This window comes from Pseudomonas sp. L13 (genome assembly GCF_009935965.1).
Classification (GTDB): Bacteria; Pseudomonadota; Gammaproteobacteria; order Pseudomonadales; family Pseudomonadaceae; genus Aquipseudomonas; species Aquipseudomonas lactis.
This window is the reverse complement of sequence record NZ_QODJ01000007.1, coordinates 1-18,358: the sequence shown is the minus strand read 5'-3', so window position 1 is coordinate 18,358 and position 18,358 is coordinate 1. Positions and strand designations below refer to the sequence as shown.

Here is an 18,358-nt window from a genome sequence, read left to right as displayed (position 1 = left end):
CAACTTTTTAAAAGCGGCGAAAGTCCAGGCGCGGCGGGGGTTTCGTGGAGGTAGCTGAAAGAAGTGATGGGAGAAACAGTCGAAAAAACGGCGGACTACTGCCGCCTGCGGCAAACACCGGCCTTCAAACCTGTAGAGATCAAAGGTGGAGCTTGCCTGCGATAGCGGTGGTTCAGTTGCAGATTAATTGACTGACCCTCCGCCATCGCGGGCAAGCCCGCTCCCACAGGGAATTGATGCCGGGCGCTGATTCCGTGGGCAATACCCAACCAATGTGGGAGCTGGCTTGCCTGCGATAGCGGTGGAACAGGCACTGATATGCCAACTGACAGTGGGCTGTAGCAGCAGACGGTACCCACGATGCGAAGCGAGCCGCTCTTGATCTTGATCTGCTTTTGATCTCAGGCGCCCCGTTAAACCACGCTGGCCGAACGCAGGCTTGAATTCGTGGGTAACCCGGCAGGACGCCGGGTTAGCCGCCCCGCGCCATGGATGGCGCGTGGCGGCGGCCCACGGATTCAAGCCTGTGTTCGGGCACACCGAGCCTAGGCGAGGTGCCGAGTGGTGGGGCAAGAGCCCTTTGGTTACTTTGGGGCTCTTTTCCAAAGTGACCCGCTGTCAGAGCGGAACCCTAAGTAGCCGTTGCCTAAATAACGGATATGTACCCGTTCCAACTGTGTTGACTGTTAGGCCGTCTTCGCAGCGATGCGGCGACCCGACAAGCCAGCTCCCACATTTGGATCACGGTGCGTCAGTTAGATCAGCGCTGGCTGTCAGTCCGTCACGGGAGCCAGCTCCCACCGCTTTAACTGCGATCAGCCTTGAGCACTTCGTAATCCCGCAGCTTGTTGGCAATGGTGGTGTGCGACACCCCCAGGCGCTTGCCCAACTGGCGACTGCTCGGGTGTTCGGTGTACAGGCTTTCCAACACCGCCTTCTCAAAGCGCCCGACGATATCCTCCAGGCTGCCCTCCAGGGAAAAATCACCCAGCGGCTGGCGCACGCCATAATCCGGCAAGCGAATATGCTCAACCTTGACCGTACCGCCCTCACACAACGACACCGCCTGGAACAGCACGTTTTCCAGTTGCCGCACGTTGCCCGGCCAGTGGTAGTGGCTGAGCTTGTCCATGGCCGCAGGTGCCAACTTGGGCAGCGGGCAACCGATCTGCCGGCTGGCCTGGTCGAGAAAGTGCTCGACCAACGGCGCGAGTCCATCCAGGCATTCGCGCAATGGCGGGATATGCAACGACAGCACATTCAGCCGGTGATAAAGGTCCTGGCGAAACTCACCCCGAGCGCAGAGCTCCGACAAATCCACCTGGGTCGCACAGATCACCCGCACATCCAGGTACACCTCTTCATCACTGCCCACCCGGCGAAAACAGCCGTCCTGCAGGAAGCGCAGCAACTTGACCTGCAAGCGCGCGCTCATTTCCCCCACGCCATCGAGAAACAAAGTACCGCCCGCCGTCAGCTCAAGCAGGCCCAACTTGCCTTCGGCCCGCGCCCCTTCAAACGCGCCGGGACCATAGCCAAACAGTTCGGTCTCGGCCATCGACTCAGGCAGCCCCGCGCAGTTGAGCGCCATCAACGGCGACTGCCCGCGCGGGCTGGCCAAGTGGCAGGCCCGAGCCAACAGCTCCTTGCCGGTGCCGGTTTCGCCTTCTATTAATAGCGGTGCATCCAGCGGCGCCATGCGCCGCGCTTCGCGGACCACGGCGGCCATGACCTTGGAGCTCTGGAAGATGCTGTCGAAACCACGCAGCTCTTGCTTGCGCACGTTATAGATACGCTCACCGACCCGGTCGGCCCGATGCAGGGTGAGCACGGCGCCGGCCATGGCTTCGCTGTCATCGTGCTCGGAGGATTGCAGCGGCGCGATGTCCGCCAGAAATACGTCGCCCTTGACCTTGACCCGCAGGCCATTGATGCGCGATTTGCTGGCGCGCACCAGTTCCGGCAGGTCGAAGTCCTCGGCATACCGCGACAGGGGAATCCCGGGCACTTCATCCACCCGTACGCCCAGCAACTGCGCCGCCGCACGGTTGGCGGCCACGATGGAGCCGCCCATATCAATGGACAACACCGGGAATTCCAGGGCGCCGAGCAACGCATTGAGCTCCATATGCCGCCGCTCGCTGGGCATCAGCCCTACCCGCTTGACGCCAAACACCCCGGCAATCGCCTCGAACTGCGGGCGCAACGCCTGGAACTGCATGTTCACCAGGTTGGGGCAAAACAGGTAGATGGCGTTGCCATGCTCACCGCCGACTTCGCCCTTGGCGACGTTGACGCCGTACTCCACCAGCAGGTTGAGGATGTCCCGCAGGATGCCGATGCGGTTCTGGCAGTGCACTTTGATACGCATGGAAAAACTCGAAAAGGGAGTAGGCGCCGCGTCTTTTTGTCGCTGGGCGCAGATAGTCGTCAAGATTATGTGACAGTACGGCCGCCATTCCCAGCCCATAGCTGCGACAAGCGGGCCTATCGTAACGAATACTTTACGATTACCGGTAATTTTTCCTACATGCACTCGCTAAAGGCTGATGGAATCCTGCGCCTATCCGGTTATCAATAGAGGCATCCCCAGGACATAACAAGAACGAATGCCTAGCAGGAGAGCCGTATGAAGCAGACGCACTACGTGGCCCGCGAGCCCGATGCGCAAGGTTTTATCCACTACCCGCCCGAAGAACACGCGGTGTGGAATACCCTGATCACTCGCCAGTTGAAAGTGATCGAGGGCCGCGCCTGCCAGGAATACCTGGACGGTATCGACAAGCTCGGCCTGCCCCTGGACCGCATCCCCCAACTGGGCGAAATCAACAAGGTGCTGGCCGACACCACCGGCTGGCAAGTCGCCCGTGTACCGGCGCTGATTCCCTTCCAGACCTTTTTCGAATTGCTGGCCAGCAAGCAGTTTCCGGTGGCGACCTTTATTCGTACCCGTGAAGAACTGGACTACCTGCAAGAGCCGGATATTTTTCACGAGATCTTTGGCCACTGCCCGCTGCTGACCAACCCCTGGTTCGCGGAATTCACCCACACCTACGGCAAGCTCGGCCTGGCGGCCACCAAGGAGCAACGGGTGTACCTGGCGCGCCTGTACTGGATGACCATCGAGTTCGGCTTGGTGGACACGCCCCAAGGGCGGCGCATCTACGGTGGCGGCATTCTGTCGTCGCCTAAAGAAAGTGTGTATTGCCTGTCGGACGAGCCTGAGCACCAGGCCTTTGATCCGCTGGAAGCGATGCGCACCCCTTATCGCATCGACATCCTGCAACCGTTGTACTTCGTCTTGCCCGAACTCAAGCGCCTGTTCGACGTGGCACAGGAAGACATCATGGGCATGGTCGAGCGCGGTATGCAGTTGGGTCTGCACGCCCCGCTCTTCACCCCAAAGGCAGTCCCGCCCAAACCCAACGCCGCGTGAACCTCACGTTTTAAGGCCAGGTGAGTCTGTTCCCTGGCCCCGCGTTGCTTTAGGGTAACGCCACTGACCTTCAATCATTCGAATTCAGGACACCTTCCATGACCACCTTGAACCAAGCCCACTGCGAAGCCTGCCGCGCCGATGCCCCGCAAGTCAGCGATGAAGAACTGCCGGTGCTGATCAAGCAGATCCCTGACTGGAACATCGAAGTGCGCGACGGCGTGATGCAGCTGGAAAAGGTTTTCCTGTTCAAGAACTTCAAATTTGCCCTGGCCTTCACCAACGCGATGGGTGAAATCTCCGAAGCCGAAGGCCATCACCCTGGCCTGCTCACCGAGTGGGGCAAAGTCACCGTGACCTGGTGGAGCCACTCCATCAAGGGCCTGCACCGCAACGACTTCGTCATGGCCGCGCGCACCGATGAAGTGGCCAAGACCGCCGAGGGCCGCAAGTAATGCATTTTGACGCCATCGACCGCGTGCCCGGCGACCCGATCCTCGGGCTGATGGACCTGTATACCCAGGACACCAACCCGAACAAGTTCGACCTGGGCGTAGGCGTGTATAAGGACGACCAGGGCCTGACGCCGATTCCCCACTCGGTGAAGCTGGCGGAACAGCGCCTGGTCGACACCCAAGTGACCAAGACCTATATCGGTGGCCATGGCGATGCAGCCTTCGGCAGCCTGATCAGCGAACTGGTGCTCGGCGCCGACTCGGCCTTGCTGCGTGACCGCCGCGCTGGCGCCACGCAAACCCCCGGCGGCACCGGCGCCCTGCGCCTGAGTGCCGACTTTATCGCCCACAGCCTGCCGGGCCGTGGCGTGTGGCTGAGCAACCCGACCTGGCCGATCCATGAAACCATTTTTGCCAAGGCCGGGCTCAAGGTCAGTCATTACCCTTACGTGGGCAGCGACAACCGCCTGGATGTGACGGCGATGCTGGCAACCCTGTCCAGCGTGCCCAAGGGTGACGTGGTATTGCTGCACGCATGCTGCCATAACCCGACCGGCTTTGACCTGTCCCAGGATGACTGGCGCCAGGTGTTGCAGATCGTGCGTGAACGCCAGTTGCTGCCGCTGATCGACTTTGCCTACCAGGGCTTTGGCGATGGCCTGGAGCAGGACGCCTGGGCGGTGCGCCTGTTTGCCGCCGAGTTGCCGGAAGTGCTGATTACCAGTTCGTGCTCGAAGAACTTCGGCCTGTATCGCGACCGCGTGGGTGCATTGATCGTGTGTGCGGCGGATGCTGAAAAGCTCACTGATGTACGCAGCCAACTGGCGAATATCGCTCGCAACCTGTGGTCGACGCCGCCGGATCATGGCGCCGCCGTGGTAGCGACCATCCTCGGTGATACACAGCTGAAAAAGCAGTGGAGCGAGGAAGTCGAGGCCATGCGTTCGCGGATCGCCCAGTTGCGTTCCGGGTTGGTGGAAGCGCTTGCGCCCCATGGGTTGGCCGAGCGCTTTGCGCATATCGGCGCGCAGCGGGGGATGTTTTCCTATACCGGCTTGAGTGCCGAGCAGGTCAAGCAACTGCGCGAGAAGCACAGTGTGTATATGGTCAGTTCGGGGCGGGCTAACGTGGCTGGGGTTGATGCGACGCGCCTGACGTTGCTGGCTCAAGCCATTGCTGACGTCTCCAACTGAACGCCTTCTGTAGGAGCGAGCTTGCTCGCGAAAAACGCCAACGATAACGCCTGCGTTCTGAATGAACGCGGCGCCTGCGAGTTTTTCGCGAGCAAGCTCGCTCCTACAAAAAGCCTTTAGCCGGTGACCATTTCAGCCTTCAGCAGTGCCTCTTTAGCTTGCGCATCCGCCAACCGATACAACTCGATATGCCCATCCCAGTGCTCGATCAAGGCCGTGCACGACTCCACCCAATCCCCGCAGTTGAGGTAATCCACCTCGCCCACCTTGCGAATCTCGGCATGGTGAATATGCCCGCACACCACCCCGTGCAATTCGCGCTTGGTCACTTCGTGGGCAATCGCCTCTTCGAAATCGCTGATAAAACTCACCGCTGTCTTGACCTTGTGTTTCAGGTAGGCCGACAGCGACCAGTAACCGTAGCCATACCGCGCACGCCAGTGGTTCAGCCAGCGGTTCAGCGTCAGGGTGAATTCGTAGGCCGAGTCTCCGAGGAAGGCGAGCCAGCGGTGATAGCGCGTGATCACATCAAACTGGTCGCCATGAATCACCAGCAAGTGGCGGCCATCAGCGGTGACGTGCACAGCCTCATCCACCAACTGGATATTGCCCAGGATCAGCTTGGAATAGCGACGCAGGAACTCGTCATGGTTGCCGGTGACATAGATCACCTCGGTGCCACGCTTGGCCATGGTCAGCAGGCGGCGGATTACGTTGGTATGGGCTTGAGGCCAATACATGCCGCCGCGCATTTTCCAACCGTCGATGATGTCACCGACCAGGTAAACCTTGTCGGCGTGGTAGCCCTTGAGAAAGTGCGACAGGTGTTCGGCCTGGCAATCCCGGGTGCCCAGGTGCACGTCGGAAATCCACAGGGTTCGCACCCGTTGCTTGCGGCTAGGCTTGGTGAACTCGGCACGGGTCATGGGCATCCCTCGACGCTGTTTTGGCGAGCTTGCGCCCTGGCGGTTAATAGCCCATGACAAGCGTGCGTCAGTCTGATGACAGCGCCCGTTGCCCGCCAAGCGTTGTAGACTGACGGCTTGCCGCCCTGGAGACCGCGATGAGCCCGACCCTCACGCTACGCCACTACCTCGAAGCGCCCATTGCCCACAGCCATGACCATGCGCAGTTGGTGTTCGGCCTGTCCGGGCACCTGGACCTGGAAGTCGATGGCCGTGGCAGCCAGGTGCGCGAAAGCAGCGTGATGGTCCTGCCTTTCTCCGCTCACCATGCCTGCATCAGCCGCGACGGCAGCCGCTGCCTGGTGCTGGATGTGCCGACTGAACACTGGGTGGTGCATTCCTTGGGCGAACATGCCGACGCCAGCCGCCGCTTGCTCGACCAACCCGCGCGCCTGGCGCTGGATGCCCGGCAACACCAACTGGTGCAGTGGCTGGCACAAAGCCCGGTGCACGACCCGTTGATCGTCCAGCAAGGCGCCGTGTTGTTATTGGCCAGCCTCAACCACCCTCAGGCCCAACCGCTGCCGGGCCGGCGCCTGCCTTATGCCGCGTTCAATGCCCATATCGAGCGCCATGCAGCGCGCCCGTTACAGGTTGCCGACCTGGCGCGGATTGCCGATTTGTCCGTGCCGCGCCTGCATGCACGGTTTATGGCTGAATGCGGGCAGACGCCGATGGACTATCTGCGCAGTCGTCGCCTGCACATGGCCCTCACGCTTTTACGCGAAACCTCCCTGCCCATCGGCGAGATTGCCGAGCGCGTCGGCTACGCGTCGCAAAGTGCATTTTGCGCGGCCATGCTACGGGCGTTTGGCGCCTCGCCCGGGGCGTTGCGTCGGGCGGGCTAGCAAGAGTCTTGCGCTAAAAATCACCCGGCCCGCGACAGACGCCCATCCTCCAACCCTCTAGACTGCGAGGCTGTCACCCCCTGTTGGATCAAGGATCGCAATGACTCCCCGCTCAGCCCTTGGCGCCCTGCATATCGGCGCATTGATGTTTGGCCTCACCGGTGTATTCGGCAAGTTGGCGGCGGCCTCCCCCGCCATTATCGTATTTGGCCGGGCGGCGTTTGCCGTGCTGGCGCTGGCGGTGTTTGCGCGCTTTGCCAGCAATGCTCCGTGGAAGCGGCTGGAGATGCGCGACTGGCGCCGGCTGCTGGTCAGCGGTGTGTTGTTGGCCGCCCATTGGGTGACATTCTTTATCGCCGTCAAGGTCGCCGGCGTGGCTGTGGCGACCCTGGGGTTCACCGCCTTTCCGGCCTTTACGGTGATCCTTGAAGGGTTGATCTTCCGCGAGCGCATTCGGGCTAATGAAGTGTTGCTGGTGGTTCTGGTTACCGTTGGCTTGGTGCTTGTGACCCCGGACTTCAATCTCGCCAGCGAAGCTACGGGCGGGCTGCTGTGGGGTATCGCCTCGGGCTTGTTGTTCTCGTTGTTGTCGCTGAACAATCGCGCCAGTTCCGGGCGCATTCCTGCAGTACAAGCCGCGCTGTGCCAGAACGTCGTGGTCGCCGCGTGCTTGCTGCCCGTGGCCGCGCCGGGGCTGGTAGATGTGCGTGCAATCGACTGGCTGTGGATCGGACTACTGGGGGTGTTTTGTACCGGCCTGGCCCATAGCCTGTTTGTCGCCAGCCTCGCGGTGATCAAGGCGCGCACCGCTTCGGTGGTGTTTGCCATGGAGCCCGTCTACGGCATCACCGTGGCCTGGCTGCTGTTTGCCGAAACCCCGACCCTGCGCATGCTGCTGGGCGGCGCCTTGATCATCGTCGCCATCGTGCTCTCGGGCCTGATGGGCAGCGCCAGCCAGGCCAAACAACCGGCGCCGGCCTGACTTCAGACGGTACGGTCGTTATGCCCGAGGTCGCGCTGCGGGTCGATCTGGTCGCGTACTCGCTGCTTGAGCACCTTGGCCTCGGGAAAACCGCCATCGGCCTTGCGCTCCCAAACCTGCACGCCATCACAGGTGATGCGAAACGCGCCGCCAGTGGCCGGTTCCAGCGCCACGCGCCCCAGGTCATCGGCAAAGGTGCTGAGCAACTCCTGAGCCAGCCACGCGGCGCGCAGCAACCACTGGCACTGGGTGCAATAGGTGATAACGATCTCGGGTTTGCATGCAGACATCATTAAGCGGCTCCTGGCGTAACAGGCTCAGCGAATCGGGTGGCTATAATAGCGGCCTTTGTCGCCCAGCCACGAGATTGATGATGCGCCGCCTGCTGTCTTGCCTGTTCCTGTGCCTTGTCCCCCTACTTGCCGACGCTGTAGAAGCCCCCCGCCCGAAAATCGGCCTGGTGCTGTCCGGCGGTGCCGCCCGTGGCCTGGCGCACATCGGCGTGCTCAAGGCGCTTGAGGAGCAAGGTATTCATATCGATGCGATTGCCGGCACCAGCATGGGCGCGGTGATTGGCGGGTTGTACGCGTCGGGGTACAAGATCGACGAGTTGGAGAAGTTGGCGCTGGGTATCGACTGGCAGCAGGCCCTGTCCGATGCGCCACCGCGTGAAGACGTACCGTTTCGGCGCAAGCAGGATGACCGGGATTTCCTGGTCAAACAAAAACTCAGTTTCCGCGACGATGGCAGCCTCGGCCTGCCGCTGGGCGTGATCCAGGGCCAGAACCTGGCGTTGCTGCTGGAAAGCATGTTCGCCCACAGCAGCAACACGCGTAACTTCGACAAGCTGCCGATCCCCTTCCGTGCCGTGGCCACCGACATCACCACCGGCGAAAAAGTAGTCTTCAGCAAAGGCCACCTGCCCCAGGTGATACGCGCCAGCATGTCGATCCCCGCGGTGTTCGCCCCGGTAGAGCTGGATGGCCGCCTGCTGGTGGACGGCGGCATGACCGACAATATCCCGCTGGACGTGGCGCGGGAGATGGGCGTCGACATTGCCATCGTCGTCGACATCGGCACCCCGCTGCGCTCGCGCAAGCAACTGGCCACCGTGGTGGACGTGCTCAACCAGTCCATCACCCTGATGACCCGGCGTAACTCCGAGGAACAACTCAAGGCCCTGTACCCCAAGGACGTGTTGATCCAACCGCCGCTGGCCGCTTATGGCGTCACCGATTTCGGCCGCGCCAAGGACATGATCGATGCCGGCTACCGTGCCACCCGTGCCCTCGACGTACGCCTGGCACACCTGCGCCCTGCCGAACCCATCGACGCCGACCTGATAGCCGCGCGCACGCCGGGCGAACGCACCCCGGTGATCACCGCGATCCAGGTGGAGAACGACTCCAAGGTCAGCGACGACGTCATCCGCTACTACATCCGCCAGGGGCTGGGAGAACCGTTGAACCTGGGCCGCCTGCAATCAGACATGGGCACCCTGTACGGCCTGGACTACTTCGAGCAGGTGCAATACCGCGTAGTGAAAAAGGGCCAGGACAACACCCTGGTGATCAGCGCACGTGGCAAGCGCAGCGGCACCGACTACCTGCGCCTGGGCTTGAACCTCTCGGATGACATGCGCGGCGACAGCGCCTTCAACCTCGGCGCCAGTTACCGCGTGAACGGCATCAACCGCCTCGGCGCGGAATGGCTGACGCGGGTGCAGATTGGTGACCGGCAGGAACTCTACAGCGAGTTCTACCAACCCATGGACACCGGCTCACGCTACTTTGTGGCCCCCTACATCAGGGCTGAGGCACAGAACGTCGAGCTGATCCTGGACAACGACCCCATCTCCGAATACCGCCTGGAACGCTACGGCTTTGGTTTGAACGTGGGCCGGCAGATCGGCAACAGCGGCGAGATCCGCTTTGGCGTGGGTGAAGCCTGGGGCAAGGCGGACGTGCGCATTGGCGACCGCGACCTGCCGAGCGTGAGCTTCAGCGAAGGCTTCTATGAACTCAAATATTCCTTCGACTCCCTGGACAACGTGTACTTCCCCCACAGCGGCGAAGACATCGGCCTGGCCTTTCGCGAGTTCGAACCCGGCCTGGGCTCGGACCAGCGCTACCGCCAATGGGAGTTCAAACTGGACAAGGCCATGAGCCACGGCCCGGACACCCTGATACTGGGCGGCCGCTATGGACGCACCCTGGATGATACGGATGTGGTGACGTCCAGCTTCCTGCTGGGGGGCGCACGGCAATTGTCGGGCTTTCGCCAGGATGCGATTTCGGGGCAAAACATCAGCCTGATGCGCGCGGTGTACTTCCGCAGGCTCACCCCGCGCTCTTACCTGCCGCTGGACTTCCCTTTGTACCTGGGTGCATCCCTGGAACGAGGCCGGGCGTGGAACAACGATAACGAGTTCGACAGCGGCTATATCAACGCCGCGAGTATTTTCCTGGGGTTTGATACGCCATTGGGGCCGCTGAATTTCAGCTATGGGTTCAATGATGATAATCAGAAGGCGGTGTACTTGAACCTGGGCCAGACGTTCTAGGAAAGGATTGCCAAGGACTTCTGTAGGAGCGAGCTTGCTCGCGAAAAACCCACAGACGCCGCGTTTATTCAGGAAGCCCGCGTTATCGTTGACGTTTTTCGCGAGCAAGCTCGCTCCTACATTTTGAAGATCAGGACTTTTCCAGGTTCGCGAGGATGTGCTCATGCACCCGCATGCACACCCGCAGGTCTTCTTCATTCACGCCCACGAACAATTCATGGCGCAACGCCGTGGCGATGGTCTCGATCTGGTCGATCAGCGGTTGGGCGGTATCGCACAGCAGGATGCGTTTGGCACGACGGTCTTCCACTACGGCTTGGCGTTGTACCAGGCCCTGGCCTTCCAGGCTGTCGAGCAGACGCGCCAGGGTAGGCCCTTCTACGCCGACACTCTGGGCCAATTCCCGCTGGGTGGGTGCTTCGACAAAACGGGCCAGGTGCAGCAGCACCAACCAGCGCGCCTGGGACAAGCCCAGCCCCGCCAGGCGGCGGTCCAGTTCGGCGCGCCAACCTCGCGACATTTGCGCCAACTGCATGCCAAAACGGTGTTGATCGGTTAACGGCATAAAAAACTCGTGTTTAAGACTGAAAATAAAGTATGGCTAATTATTAGTCAGCTAAGCATGAGCCCTGCTCGTAGGCAAGGCCCGCTATGTACTGATTCGTTACATTGTCGTAATTGCCCCACTAAATTTCGAATTCCGACTGCAAAGCGGCACGCACGCAGTACAAAACGCCTTCCGGAACACGCCCGGTAAACAACGGCGCAATCTCCGTCACAGCTGGCAATTCGCCTTCTCCATCGAGAAAAGCGTCCTGGATCTCGCCGAGCAAATCCTCAGGCAAATCAAGGGCCTGCTCCAGGGACAATTGCTGCTTGCCGATGGCTTCGGCGAGCAGGGTGTACACGTTTTTTTCCGAGCATTGCAGCTGGCCGGCGATCTGGGTCGGGGTCATGCCGGCACGGGCCAGGCTGATCAGTTCGTGGCGAATATCGGCGATTTCCTTCGGCGCTTCGGCCTGACCGCCGAGCACTTCCAGGAAGGCCTGGCCGTAGCGCTCCAGTTTGCGCGCGCCCACACCACTGACCCGGGCCATCTCGGCCATGGTGGTGGGCTGCTCGCGCAGCATCTCCAGCAAGGTCGAGTCGGGGAAGATAACGTAGGGAGGTACGCTGTGCTCCTGCGCCAGTTTGCGCCGCAGGGTGCGCAAGGCTTCCCATTGTTCGCGCTCCTCGCCCCGCACCAGTTGGCTGGCCTGACTGGTGCTGCTGCTTTTGGCGGTGGTCTGCGGCTTGAGGTCACGGCGCAGTTCCAGGCTCACTTCGCCCTTGAGCAACGGCCGGCAACTGTCATTCAAGCGCAGCCCGCCGTAGCCCTCGATATCGATGTCGACAAGCCCACGGGCAACCATCTGGCGAAACAGCGAACGCCACTCACCTTCGGCGCGGGCTTTGCCGACACCGTACACCGAGAGTTTCTCGTGGCCGAAGCTGCGAATTTTTTCGTTGTCCTTGCCCAGCAGTACGTCCACCAGATGGCCCACGCCATAGCGCTGGCCGGTGCGATAGATCGTCGACAACGCCTGGCGCGCCGGTTCGGTGGCGTCCCAGGTTTGCACGCCGTCGATACAGTTATCGCAGTGACCGCAGGGTTCAGGCATGTCTTCGTCGAAATACGCCAGCAGGGTCTGGCGGCGGCAGCGGGTCTCTTCGCACAACGAGAGCATGGCGTCGAGCTTGTGCTGCTCCAGACGCTTGTGGCGCTCGTCGCCCTCGGAGTTCTGCAGCATCTGCTTGAGCATCACCACGTCTTGCAGGCCGTAGACCATCCAGGCATCCGCCGGCAGGCCATCGCGGCCGGCCCGCCCGGTTTCCTGGTAATAAGCCTCAAGGGACTTGGGCAGGTCCATGTGCGCCACGAAACGCACGTTGGATTTGTCGATACCCATGCCAAAGGCGATGGTCGCCACCATGATCAGGCCTTCCTCGTTGAGGAAGCGTTTTTGGTGCGCAGATCGCGTTTCATTGGGCAGGCCGGCATGGTAAGGCAGCGCCGGGTAGCCTTGTTCACAGAGGAACGCGGCGACCTCGTCGACTTTCTTGCGTGACAGGCAGTACACGATGCCCGCATCACTGCGCCGCTCGGACAGGAACGCCAGCAACTGCTTGCGCGGCTGCTCCTTGGGCACGATGCGGTAGAAAATATTGGGCCGGTCAAAACTCGACAGGAAGCGCTCGGCGTTCTGCAAATGCAGGCGCTCGACGATCTCTTCGCGGGTCCGCTTGTCGGCGGTGGCGGTCAGCGCAATGCGCGGCACATCGGGAAACAGTTCGGCCAATTGGCCAAGCTGCAGGTATTCTCGGCGGAAATCGTGACCCCATTGCGACACGCAGTGGGCTTCGTCGATGGCGAACAAGGCGATCTCAAGGCTCTGCAAAAAGGCCAGCATGCGCGGCTGCACCAGGCGCTCCGGCGCCAGGTAAAGCATTTTCACCTCGCCACGCTTGATGCGAGCAGCCAGGTCGCGCTGCTGCTCGGCGCTGAGGGTGGAGTTCAACGACGCGGCGGCGACACCCAGTTCTTCAAGGGTGGCGACCTGATCGTCCATCAACGCAATCAGCGGTGATACCACCACGGCCAGGCCATTGCGCAACAGCGCCGGCACCTGGAAACACAGCGACTTGCCGCCACCGGTAGGCATCAGTACCAGGGCATCGCCGCCACTGGCCACGCGCTCAATGATCGCACCCTGGCGGCCACGAAAACTGTCGTAGCCGAAGATGTCCTTGAGGACGCGTTGAGCCTGCTCGAGCATGTAAAACTCCAAAATGGTGCCGAAATCCCTCAATACAGGCTGGCCGAAAAAATCCGCGTTCACGAAAAATAATCCGTAAGCGAAGTTTTCCCGGATTGGCGCTGGGCCTGCAGGGGCATCACAAAACGCGGCAGTATACCCGAGCGTTATCCACCAAAGGGCGCGACTGACGAATAGACGCACCAGGCTAAAACCGGGCAAATATGCCGTGCGGCTGGCCTGGGCGCTCAAGAAAGCCTAGAATTGCGCATCGTTTATTCCCAAGGTAGCCCTTCAATGTCCTTCGCTGAGCAACTAACCCGCTTGCAAGCCTTCCTCGACGCCGATGAGCTGCATGACGAGGCGCTGGACTACGTGGCCGCCCACGGCTACCTGACCGCCCTGTCGATCTGCTCCGACCCCGTCCCGGACCGTGAATGGATCGACGCGCTGTTCGCTGAAGAGCCTCACTACAGCGACGACGCCCAGCGCGCAGAAATCGAATCCACCCTGGTCGCCCTCAAGGCGCACATCGCCCGCCAACTGGCCTCCGACGAAGAGTTCGAGCTGCCGTGCGAGCTGGACCTGGGCGACGATCCGGATGACTCCGACCTGCGCGGCTGGTGCATCGGTTTCATGGAAGGCGTGTTCCTGCGCGAAGCCGCCTGGTTCGAAACCGCCGAAGAAGAAGTCAGCGAAATGCTGCTGCCGATCATGGTCGGTTCGGGCCTGTTCGAAGAGGAAGCAGAGTTCTCCGACATCGCCGCCGACGCCAACCTGATGGACGACATGATCGTGCAGATCCCGGAAGCCCTCACCGCGCTGTACCTGTTGTGCAACGCGCCTGACGAAAAACCGGCGATCCTCAAGCCACGTCACCACTGAGTCGCTTGCCCGTGGCACCCATGGGCAACCGTCCACTGCTCCTGCGCTACGCGCTGCTGGCCATCGGCTGGCTAAGCGTAGCGCTGGGAGTCATCGGCATTTTCCTACCGGTGCTGCCGACCACACCCTTCCTGTTACTCGCCGCCGCCTGCTTCGCTCGCAGCTCCCCGCGCTTCTACCACTGGCTGGTGGAACACCCGCGCCTGGGGCCTTGGGTGCGTGATTACCTGGACGGCAATGGCATCCCGCTCAAAGGCAAGGTCTACGCCATTGGCTTGATGTGGTTGAGCATCTCGATTTCCTGCTACCTGGTGCCACTGCCCTGGGCACGGGGCTTTATGCTGACCAGTGCGGTGCTGGTGACGATCTACATCTTGCGTCAGAAAACCCTGCCGCCACGCTGAGCGCCACCTGCGACATTCGATCCCACACGACCTTGGTCGACACTGACTAACACCAGGCATCATGCGAGACTGTCCAACCGGGCCTGGAATGCCCGGGTGTTCTTATGCTCGGAGTTACCATGACGCTGTCCAGCGGGCTGATCGCCGCCGTTGCCCTGGCCTATATGGCCACTATGTTTGCCATCGCCTTTTACGGTGACCGCCGCCATGCGCCGCTGCCACCGCGCGTGCGTGCCTGGGTGTATAGCCTGTCGCTGGCGGTGTACTGCACCAGTTGGACCTTCTTCGGCGCCGTAGGCCAGGCCGCCGAACAACTGTGGGCATTCTTGCCGATCTACCTGGGCCCCGTGCTGCTGCTAGTGCTGGCGCCCTGGGTGCTGCAGAAGATGATCCTGATCAGCAAGCAGGAAAACATCACCTCCATCGCCGACTTTATCGCCGCCCGCTACGGCAAGTCCCAGTCCCTGGCGGTGGTGGTTGCACTTATTTGCCTGGTCGGCGTGCTGCCCTATATCGCGCTGCAGCTCAAAGGCATCGTGCTGGGCGTTAACCTGTTGATCGGCTCCGGCCCCGACACCACCGGCACTCGCGCCCAGGACACGGCCTTGATCGTGTCGCTGGTGCTGGCGCTGTTTACCATCGTGTTCGGCACACGCAACCTCGACGCCACTGAACACCACCGCGGCATGGTGCTGGCGATTGCCTTTGAGTCGCTGGTCAAGCTGTTCGCTTTTCTCGCCGTCGGTGCGTTTGTCACCTACGGCTTGTACGACGGTTTCGGCGATCTGTTCAGCCAGGCCATGCTCGCCCCGCGCCTGGAGGAATACTGGAAAGAGACCATCAACTGGCCTTCGATGGTGGTACAGACCGGCGTCGCCATGATGGCGATCATCTGCCTGCCGCGACAATTTCATGTGACGGTGGTGGAGAACATCGACCCCCAGGATTTGCGCCTGGCCAAGTGGGTGTTCCCGGCTTATTTGATCCTCGCGGCACTGTTCGTGGTGCCCATCGCCCTGGGCGGCAAGATGCTGTTGCCCAGCTCGGTGCTGCCGGACTCCTATGTGATCAGCCTGCCAATGGCCGAGGCCCATCCTGCCCTCGCGGTGCTGGCATTCATTGGCGGTGCATCGGCGGCCACCGGCATGGTCATCGTGGCGAGCATCGCCTTGTCGACCATGGTTTCCAACGACATGCTGCTGCCCTGGCTGTTGCGGCGTTCCAGCGCCGAACGGCCATTCGAAGTCTTCCGCCACTGGATGCTGTCGGTGCGCCGGGTGAGCATTGTGATCATCCTGCTGCTGGCGTACGTGAGCTACCGCTTGCTGGGCTCCACCGCCAGCCTGGCGACCATCGGCCAGATCGCCTTTGCCGCCGTGACCCAACTGGCCCCGGCGATGCTCGGCGCGCTGTATTGGAAGCAGGCGAACCGGCGTGGGGTGTTTGCCGGCTTGGCCGCCGGTACCTTCCTGTGGTTCTACACCTTGGTGCTGCCGGTGACGGCGAAAAGCCTGGGCTGGTCGCTCAACCTTTTCCCCGGCCTGACCTGGATGCACTCCCACCCGTTCGGGCTGTCGGTGACGTCGCTGACCCTGGGCACTGTGTTTTCCCTGGCAGGTAACTTCACCCTCTTCGTGTGGGTGTCGATGCTGTCGCGTACACGGGTTTCCGAGCACTGGCAGGCAGGCCGTTTTATCGGCCAGGAAATCAGCCAGCGCGCAAATGCGCGCTCCATGCTGTCGGTGCAGATCAGCGACCTGCTCAGCCTGGCGGCACGCTTCGTCGGGGAAGAACGGGCCCAGCAGAGCTTTATTCGCTTCGCCTATCGCCAGGGCAAAGGCTTCAACCCCAACCAGAATGCCGATAACGACTGGATCGCCCACACCGAACGCTTGCTGGCCGGCGTACTCGGGGCCTCCTCGACGCGGGCGGTGGTGAAAGCGGCGATTGAAGGACGGGAAATGCAACTGGAGGACGTGGTCCGTATCGCCGACGAAGCCTCGGAAGTGCTGCAGTTCAACCGCGCCCTGCTGCAAGGCGCGATCGAGAACATTACCCAGGGCATCAGCGTGGTGGACCAGTCGCTCAAGTTGGTGGCCTGGAACCGCCGCTACCTGGAACTGTTCAACTACCCGGACGGTTTGATCAGCGTCGGCCGGCCGATTGCAGACATCATTCGCTACAACGCCGAGCGCGGCCTGTGTGGCCCCGGTGAAGCGCAAGTGCACGTGGCGCGTCGCCTGCACTGGATGCGCCAGGGGCGTGCGCACACCTCCGAGCGCCTGTTCCCCAATGGCCGGGTGATCGAGTTGATCGGCAACCCGATGCCCGGCGGCGGGTTTGTCATGAGCTTCACCGACATCACCGCGTTCCGCGAAGCCGAACAAGCGCTGACTGAGGCCAACGAGGGCCTGGAGCAGCGGGTGACCGAGCGCACCCATGAACTGTCGCAACTGAACGTGGCCCTCACCGACGCCAAGGGCGTGGCCGAATCCGCCAGCCAGTCGAAGACGCGGTTCCTGGCGGCCGTGAGCCATGACCTGATGCAACCGCTGAACGCTGCGCGGCTGTTTTCCGCCGCCCTTTCCCACCAGACCGATGGCCTGTCCGGCGAGGCACGGCAGTTGGTGCAGCATCTGGATAGCTCACTGCGCTCGGCCGAAGACCTGATCAGCGATTTGCTGGACATTTCGCGCCTGGAAAACGGCAAGATCAATCCGCAACGCCAGCCTTTTGTCCTCAACGAGCTATTCGACACCCTGGGCGCAGAATTCAAGGCGCTGGCCCAGGAGCAACACTTGCGCTTTCGCTGGCGCGGCAGCCGTTTGCGAGTGGACAGCGACATCAAGCTGCTGCGGCGGATTTTGCAGAACTTTCTGACCAATGCCTTCCGTTATGCCGACGGCCCGGTGCTGCTGGGCGTACGTCGTCGCAAGGGCGAACTCTGCCTGGAGGTCTGGGATCGCGGGCCTGGTATTGCGCCCGATAAACAACAGGTGATCTTCGAAGAGTTCAAGCGCCTGGACAGTCACCAGACCCGTGCCGAAAAGGGCCTGGGGCTGGGCCTGGCGATTGCCGACGGCCTGTGCCGCGTGCTAGGCCATCGCCTGAGCGTGCGCTCCTGGCCGGGCAAAGGCAGCGTCTTCAGCGTGTGCGTGCCGCTGGCCCGTAACCAGACCAGCGTGCAACCCAAGGCGCCCGCAGAAACCGGCCTGCCCTTAAGTGGCGCACGGGTGCTGTGCGTGGATAATGAAGACAGCATCCTGATCGGCATGCGCAGCCTGCTCACGCGCTGGGGCTGTGAAGTCTGGACGGCCGCCAACCAGGCCGAATGCGCGGCATTGCTGGCCGAGGGTATCCGCCCACAACTGGCGCTGGTGGATTACCACCTGGACCACGGCGAAACCGGTACCGAGTTGATGGGCTGGCTGCGCGCGCAACTGGCCGAGCCGATTCCCGGTGTGGTGATCAGTGCCGATGGGCGACCGGAGATGGTGGCCGAGGTGCATGGGGCGGGGTTGGATTACTTGGCCAAACCGGTGAAGCCGGCGGCGTTGCGGGCGTTGTTGAGCAGGCATTTGCCCCTGTAACGGCATAGGCATCCGCACAACTTCGGTATGACGCCGAACCTGTGGCGAGGGAGCTTGCTCCCGCGACGGCCTGACAGCCGGCGCATATCTACCTGACACAGCACCATCCAAATGTGGGAGCTGGCTTGCCTGCGAAGAGGGCCTGACAGTCAACACAGTTAGACTGGGTACATATCCGTTATTTAGGTAACGGCCACCTAGGGTTCCGCCCTGACGGCGGCTCACTTTTGAAAAGCGCAAAA

At 61.7% G+C, this 18,358-nt stretch carries 14 protein-coding genes; 9 read left to right on the top strand and 5 right to left on the bottom strand.

What is annotated here, in order from left to right; all coding sequences use genetic code 11:
- Nucleotides 1–805 precede the first annotated feature (805 nt).
- Nucleotides 806–2,371, bottom strand: a complete 1,566-nt coding sequence (locus DK871_RS06320; RefSeq protein ID WP_161904402.1) for a sigma-54-dependent transcriptional regulator — start codon at nucleotides 2,369–2,371, stop codon at nucleotides 806–808.
- Between the two features lie 258 nt (nucleotides 2,372–2,629).
- On the opposite strand from DK871_RS06320, the gene phhA reads away from it, so the two are divergent.
- The 3 genes from phhA to DK871_RS06305 all read left to right on the top strand — a co-directional run bounded on the left by phhA (nucleotide 2,630) and on the right by DK871_RS06305 (nucleotide 5,084).
- Nucleotides 2,630–3,436, top strand: a complete 807-nt coding sequence (gene phhA, locus DK871_RS06315) for a phenylalanine 4-monooxygenase (protein WP_161904401.1) — start codon at nucleotides 2,630–2,632, stop codon at nucleotides 3,434–3,436.
- Between the two features lie 98 nt (nucleotides 3,437–3,534).
- The gene (locus DK871_RS06310; RefSeq protein ID WP_161904400.1) at nucleotides 3,535–3,891 is read left to right on the top strand and encodes a 4a-hydroxytetrahydrobiopterin dehydratase; all 357 of its coding nucleotides are present in this window, start codon (nucleotides 3,535–3,537) and stop codon (nucleotides 3,889–3,891) included.
- A complete protein-coding gene (locus DK871_RS06305) occupies nucleotides 3,891–5,084 on the top strand; it encodes an amino acid aminotransferase (protein WP_161904399.1) in 1,194 nt (397 codons plus the stop codon). Before DK871_RS06310 ends, DK871_RS06305 begins: the two co-directional genes overlap by 1 nt.
- A gap of 116 nt (nucleotides 5,085–5,200) precedes the next feature.
- On the opposite strand, the gene DK871_RS06300 is transcribed toward DK871_RS06305, so the two are convergent.
- Entirely contained in the window at nucleotides 5,201–6,010 is an 810-nt protein-coding gene (locus DK871_RS06300; RefSeq protein ID WP_161904398.1) for a UDP-2,3-diacylglucosamine diphosphatase, read from the bottom strand.
- Between the two features lie 137 nt (nucleotides 6,011–6,147).
- On the opposite strand from DK871_RS06300, the gene DK871_RS06295 reads away from it, so the two are divergent.
- Complete coding sequence (locus tag DK871_RS06295; RefSeq protein ID WP_161904397.1) at nucleotides 6,148–6,897, top strand: AraC family transcriptional regulator; 750 nt, start codon at nucleotides 6,148–6,150, stop codon at nucleotides 6,895–6,897.
- A 100-nt stretch (nucleotides 6,898–6,997) separates the two neighbouring features.
- On the top strand, nucleotides 6,998–7,879 hold the full coding sequence (locus DK871_RS06290) for a DMT family transporter (RefSeq protein ID WP_161904396.1): 882 nt from the start codon (nucleotides 6,998–7,000) through the stop codon (nucleotides 7,877–7,879).
- 2 nt (nucleotides 7,880–7,881) lie between these two features.
- Here DK871_RS06290 and DK871_RS06285 read toward each other — a convergent pair whose 3' ends face one another.
- Nucleotides 7,882–8,169 carry a SelT/SelW/SelH family protein gene (locus DK871_RS06285; RefSeq protein WP_161904476.1) on the bottom strand — a complete coding sequence of 96 codons (288 nt, stop codon included), beginning with the start codon at nucleotides 8,167–8,169 and terminating at the stop codon, nucleotides 7,882–7,884.
- Nucleotides 8,170–8,252: 83 nt separating this feature from the next.
- Between DK871_RS06285 and DK871_RS06280 the strand changes: the two genes are divergently transcribed.
- A complete protein-coding gene (locus tag DK871_RS06280; RefSeq protein WP_161904395.1) occupies nucleotides 8,253–10,442 on the top strand; it encodes a patatin-like phospholipase family protein in 2,190 nt (729 codons plus the stop codon).
- 130 nt (nucleotides 10,443–10,572) lie between these two features.
- Here the strand turns inward: DK871_RS06280 and DK871_RS06275 are convergent, their stop codons facing one another.
- Together DK871_RS06275 and recQ are read right to left on the bottom strand one after the other, a co-directional pair.
- Entirely contained in the window at nucleotides 10,573–11,007 is a 435-nt protein-coding gene (locus DK871_RS06275; protein WP_003193007.1) for a MarR family transcriptional regulator, read from the bottom strand.
- A 121-nt stretch (nucleotides 11,008–11,128) separates the two neighbouring features.
- On the bottom strand, nucleotides 11,129–13,258 hold the full coding sequence (recQ, locus tag DK871_RS06270) for a DNA helicase RecQ (RefSeq protein WP_161904394.1): 2,130 nt from the start codon (nucleotides 13,256–13,258) through the stop codon (nucleotides 11,129–11,131).
- Between the two features lie 276 nt (nucleotides 13,259–13,534).
- On the opposite strand from recQ, the gene DK871_RS06265 reads away from it, so the two are divergent.
- The 3 genes from DK871_RS06265 (at nucleotide 13,535) to DK871_RS06255 (ending at nucleotide 18,116) form a co-directional block, all read left to right on the top strand.
- Complete coding sequence (locus DK871_RS06265) at nucleotides 13,535–14,122, top strand: YecA family protein (RefSeq protein WP_003193011.1); 588 nt, start codon at nucleotides 13,535–13,537, stop codon at nucleotides 14,120–14,122.
- Between the two features lie 20 nt (nucleotides 14,123–14,142).
- Nucleotides 14,143–14,526, top strand: a complete 384-nt coding sequence (locus DK871_RS06260; RefSeq protein ID WP_019818414.1) for a YbaN family protein — start codon at nucleotides 14,143–14,145, stop codon at nucleotides 14,524–14,526.
- A 119-nt stretch (nucleotides 14,527–14,645) separates the two neighbouring features.
- Nucleotides 14,646–18,116, top strand: coding sequence for a PAS domain-containing hybrid sensor histidine kinase/response regulator (locus tag DK871_RS06255; protein ID WP_161904393.1), 3,471 nt, complete (start codon nucleotides 14,646–14,648; stop codon nucleotides 18,114–18,116).
- Nucleotides 18,117–18,358: the final 242 nt, after the last annotated feature.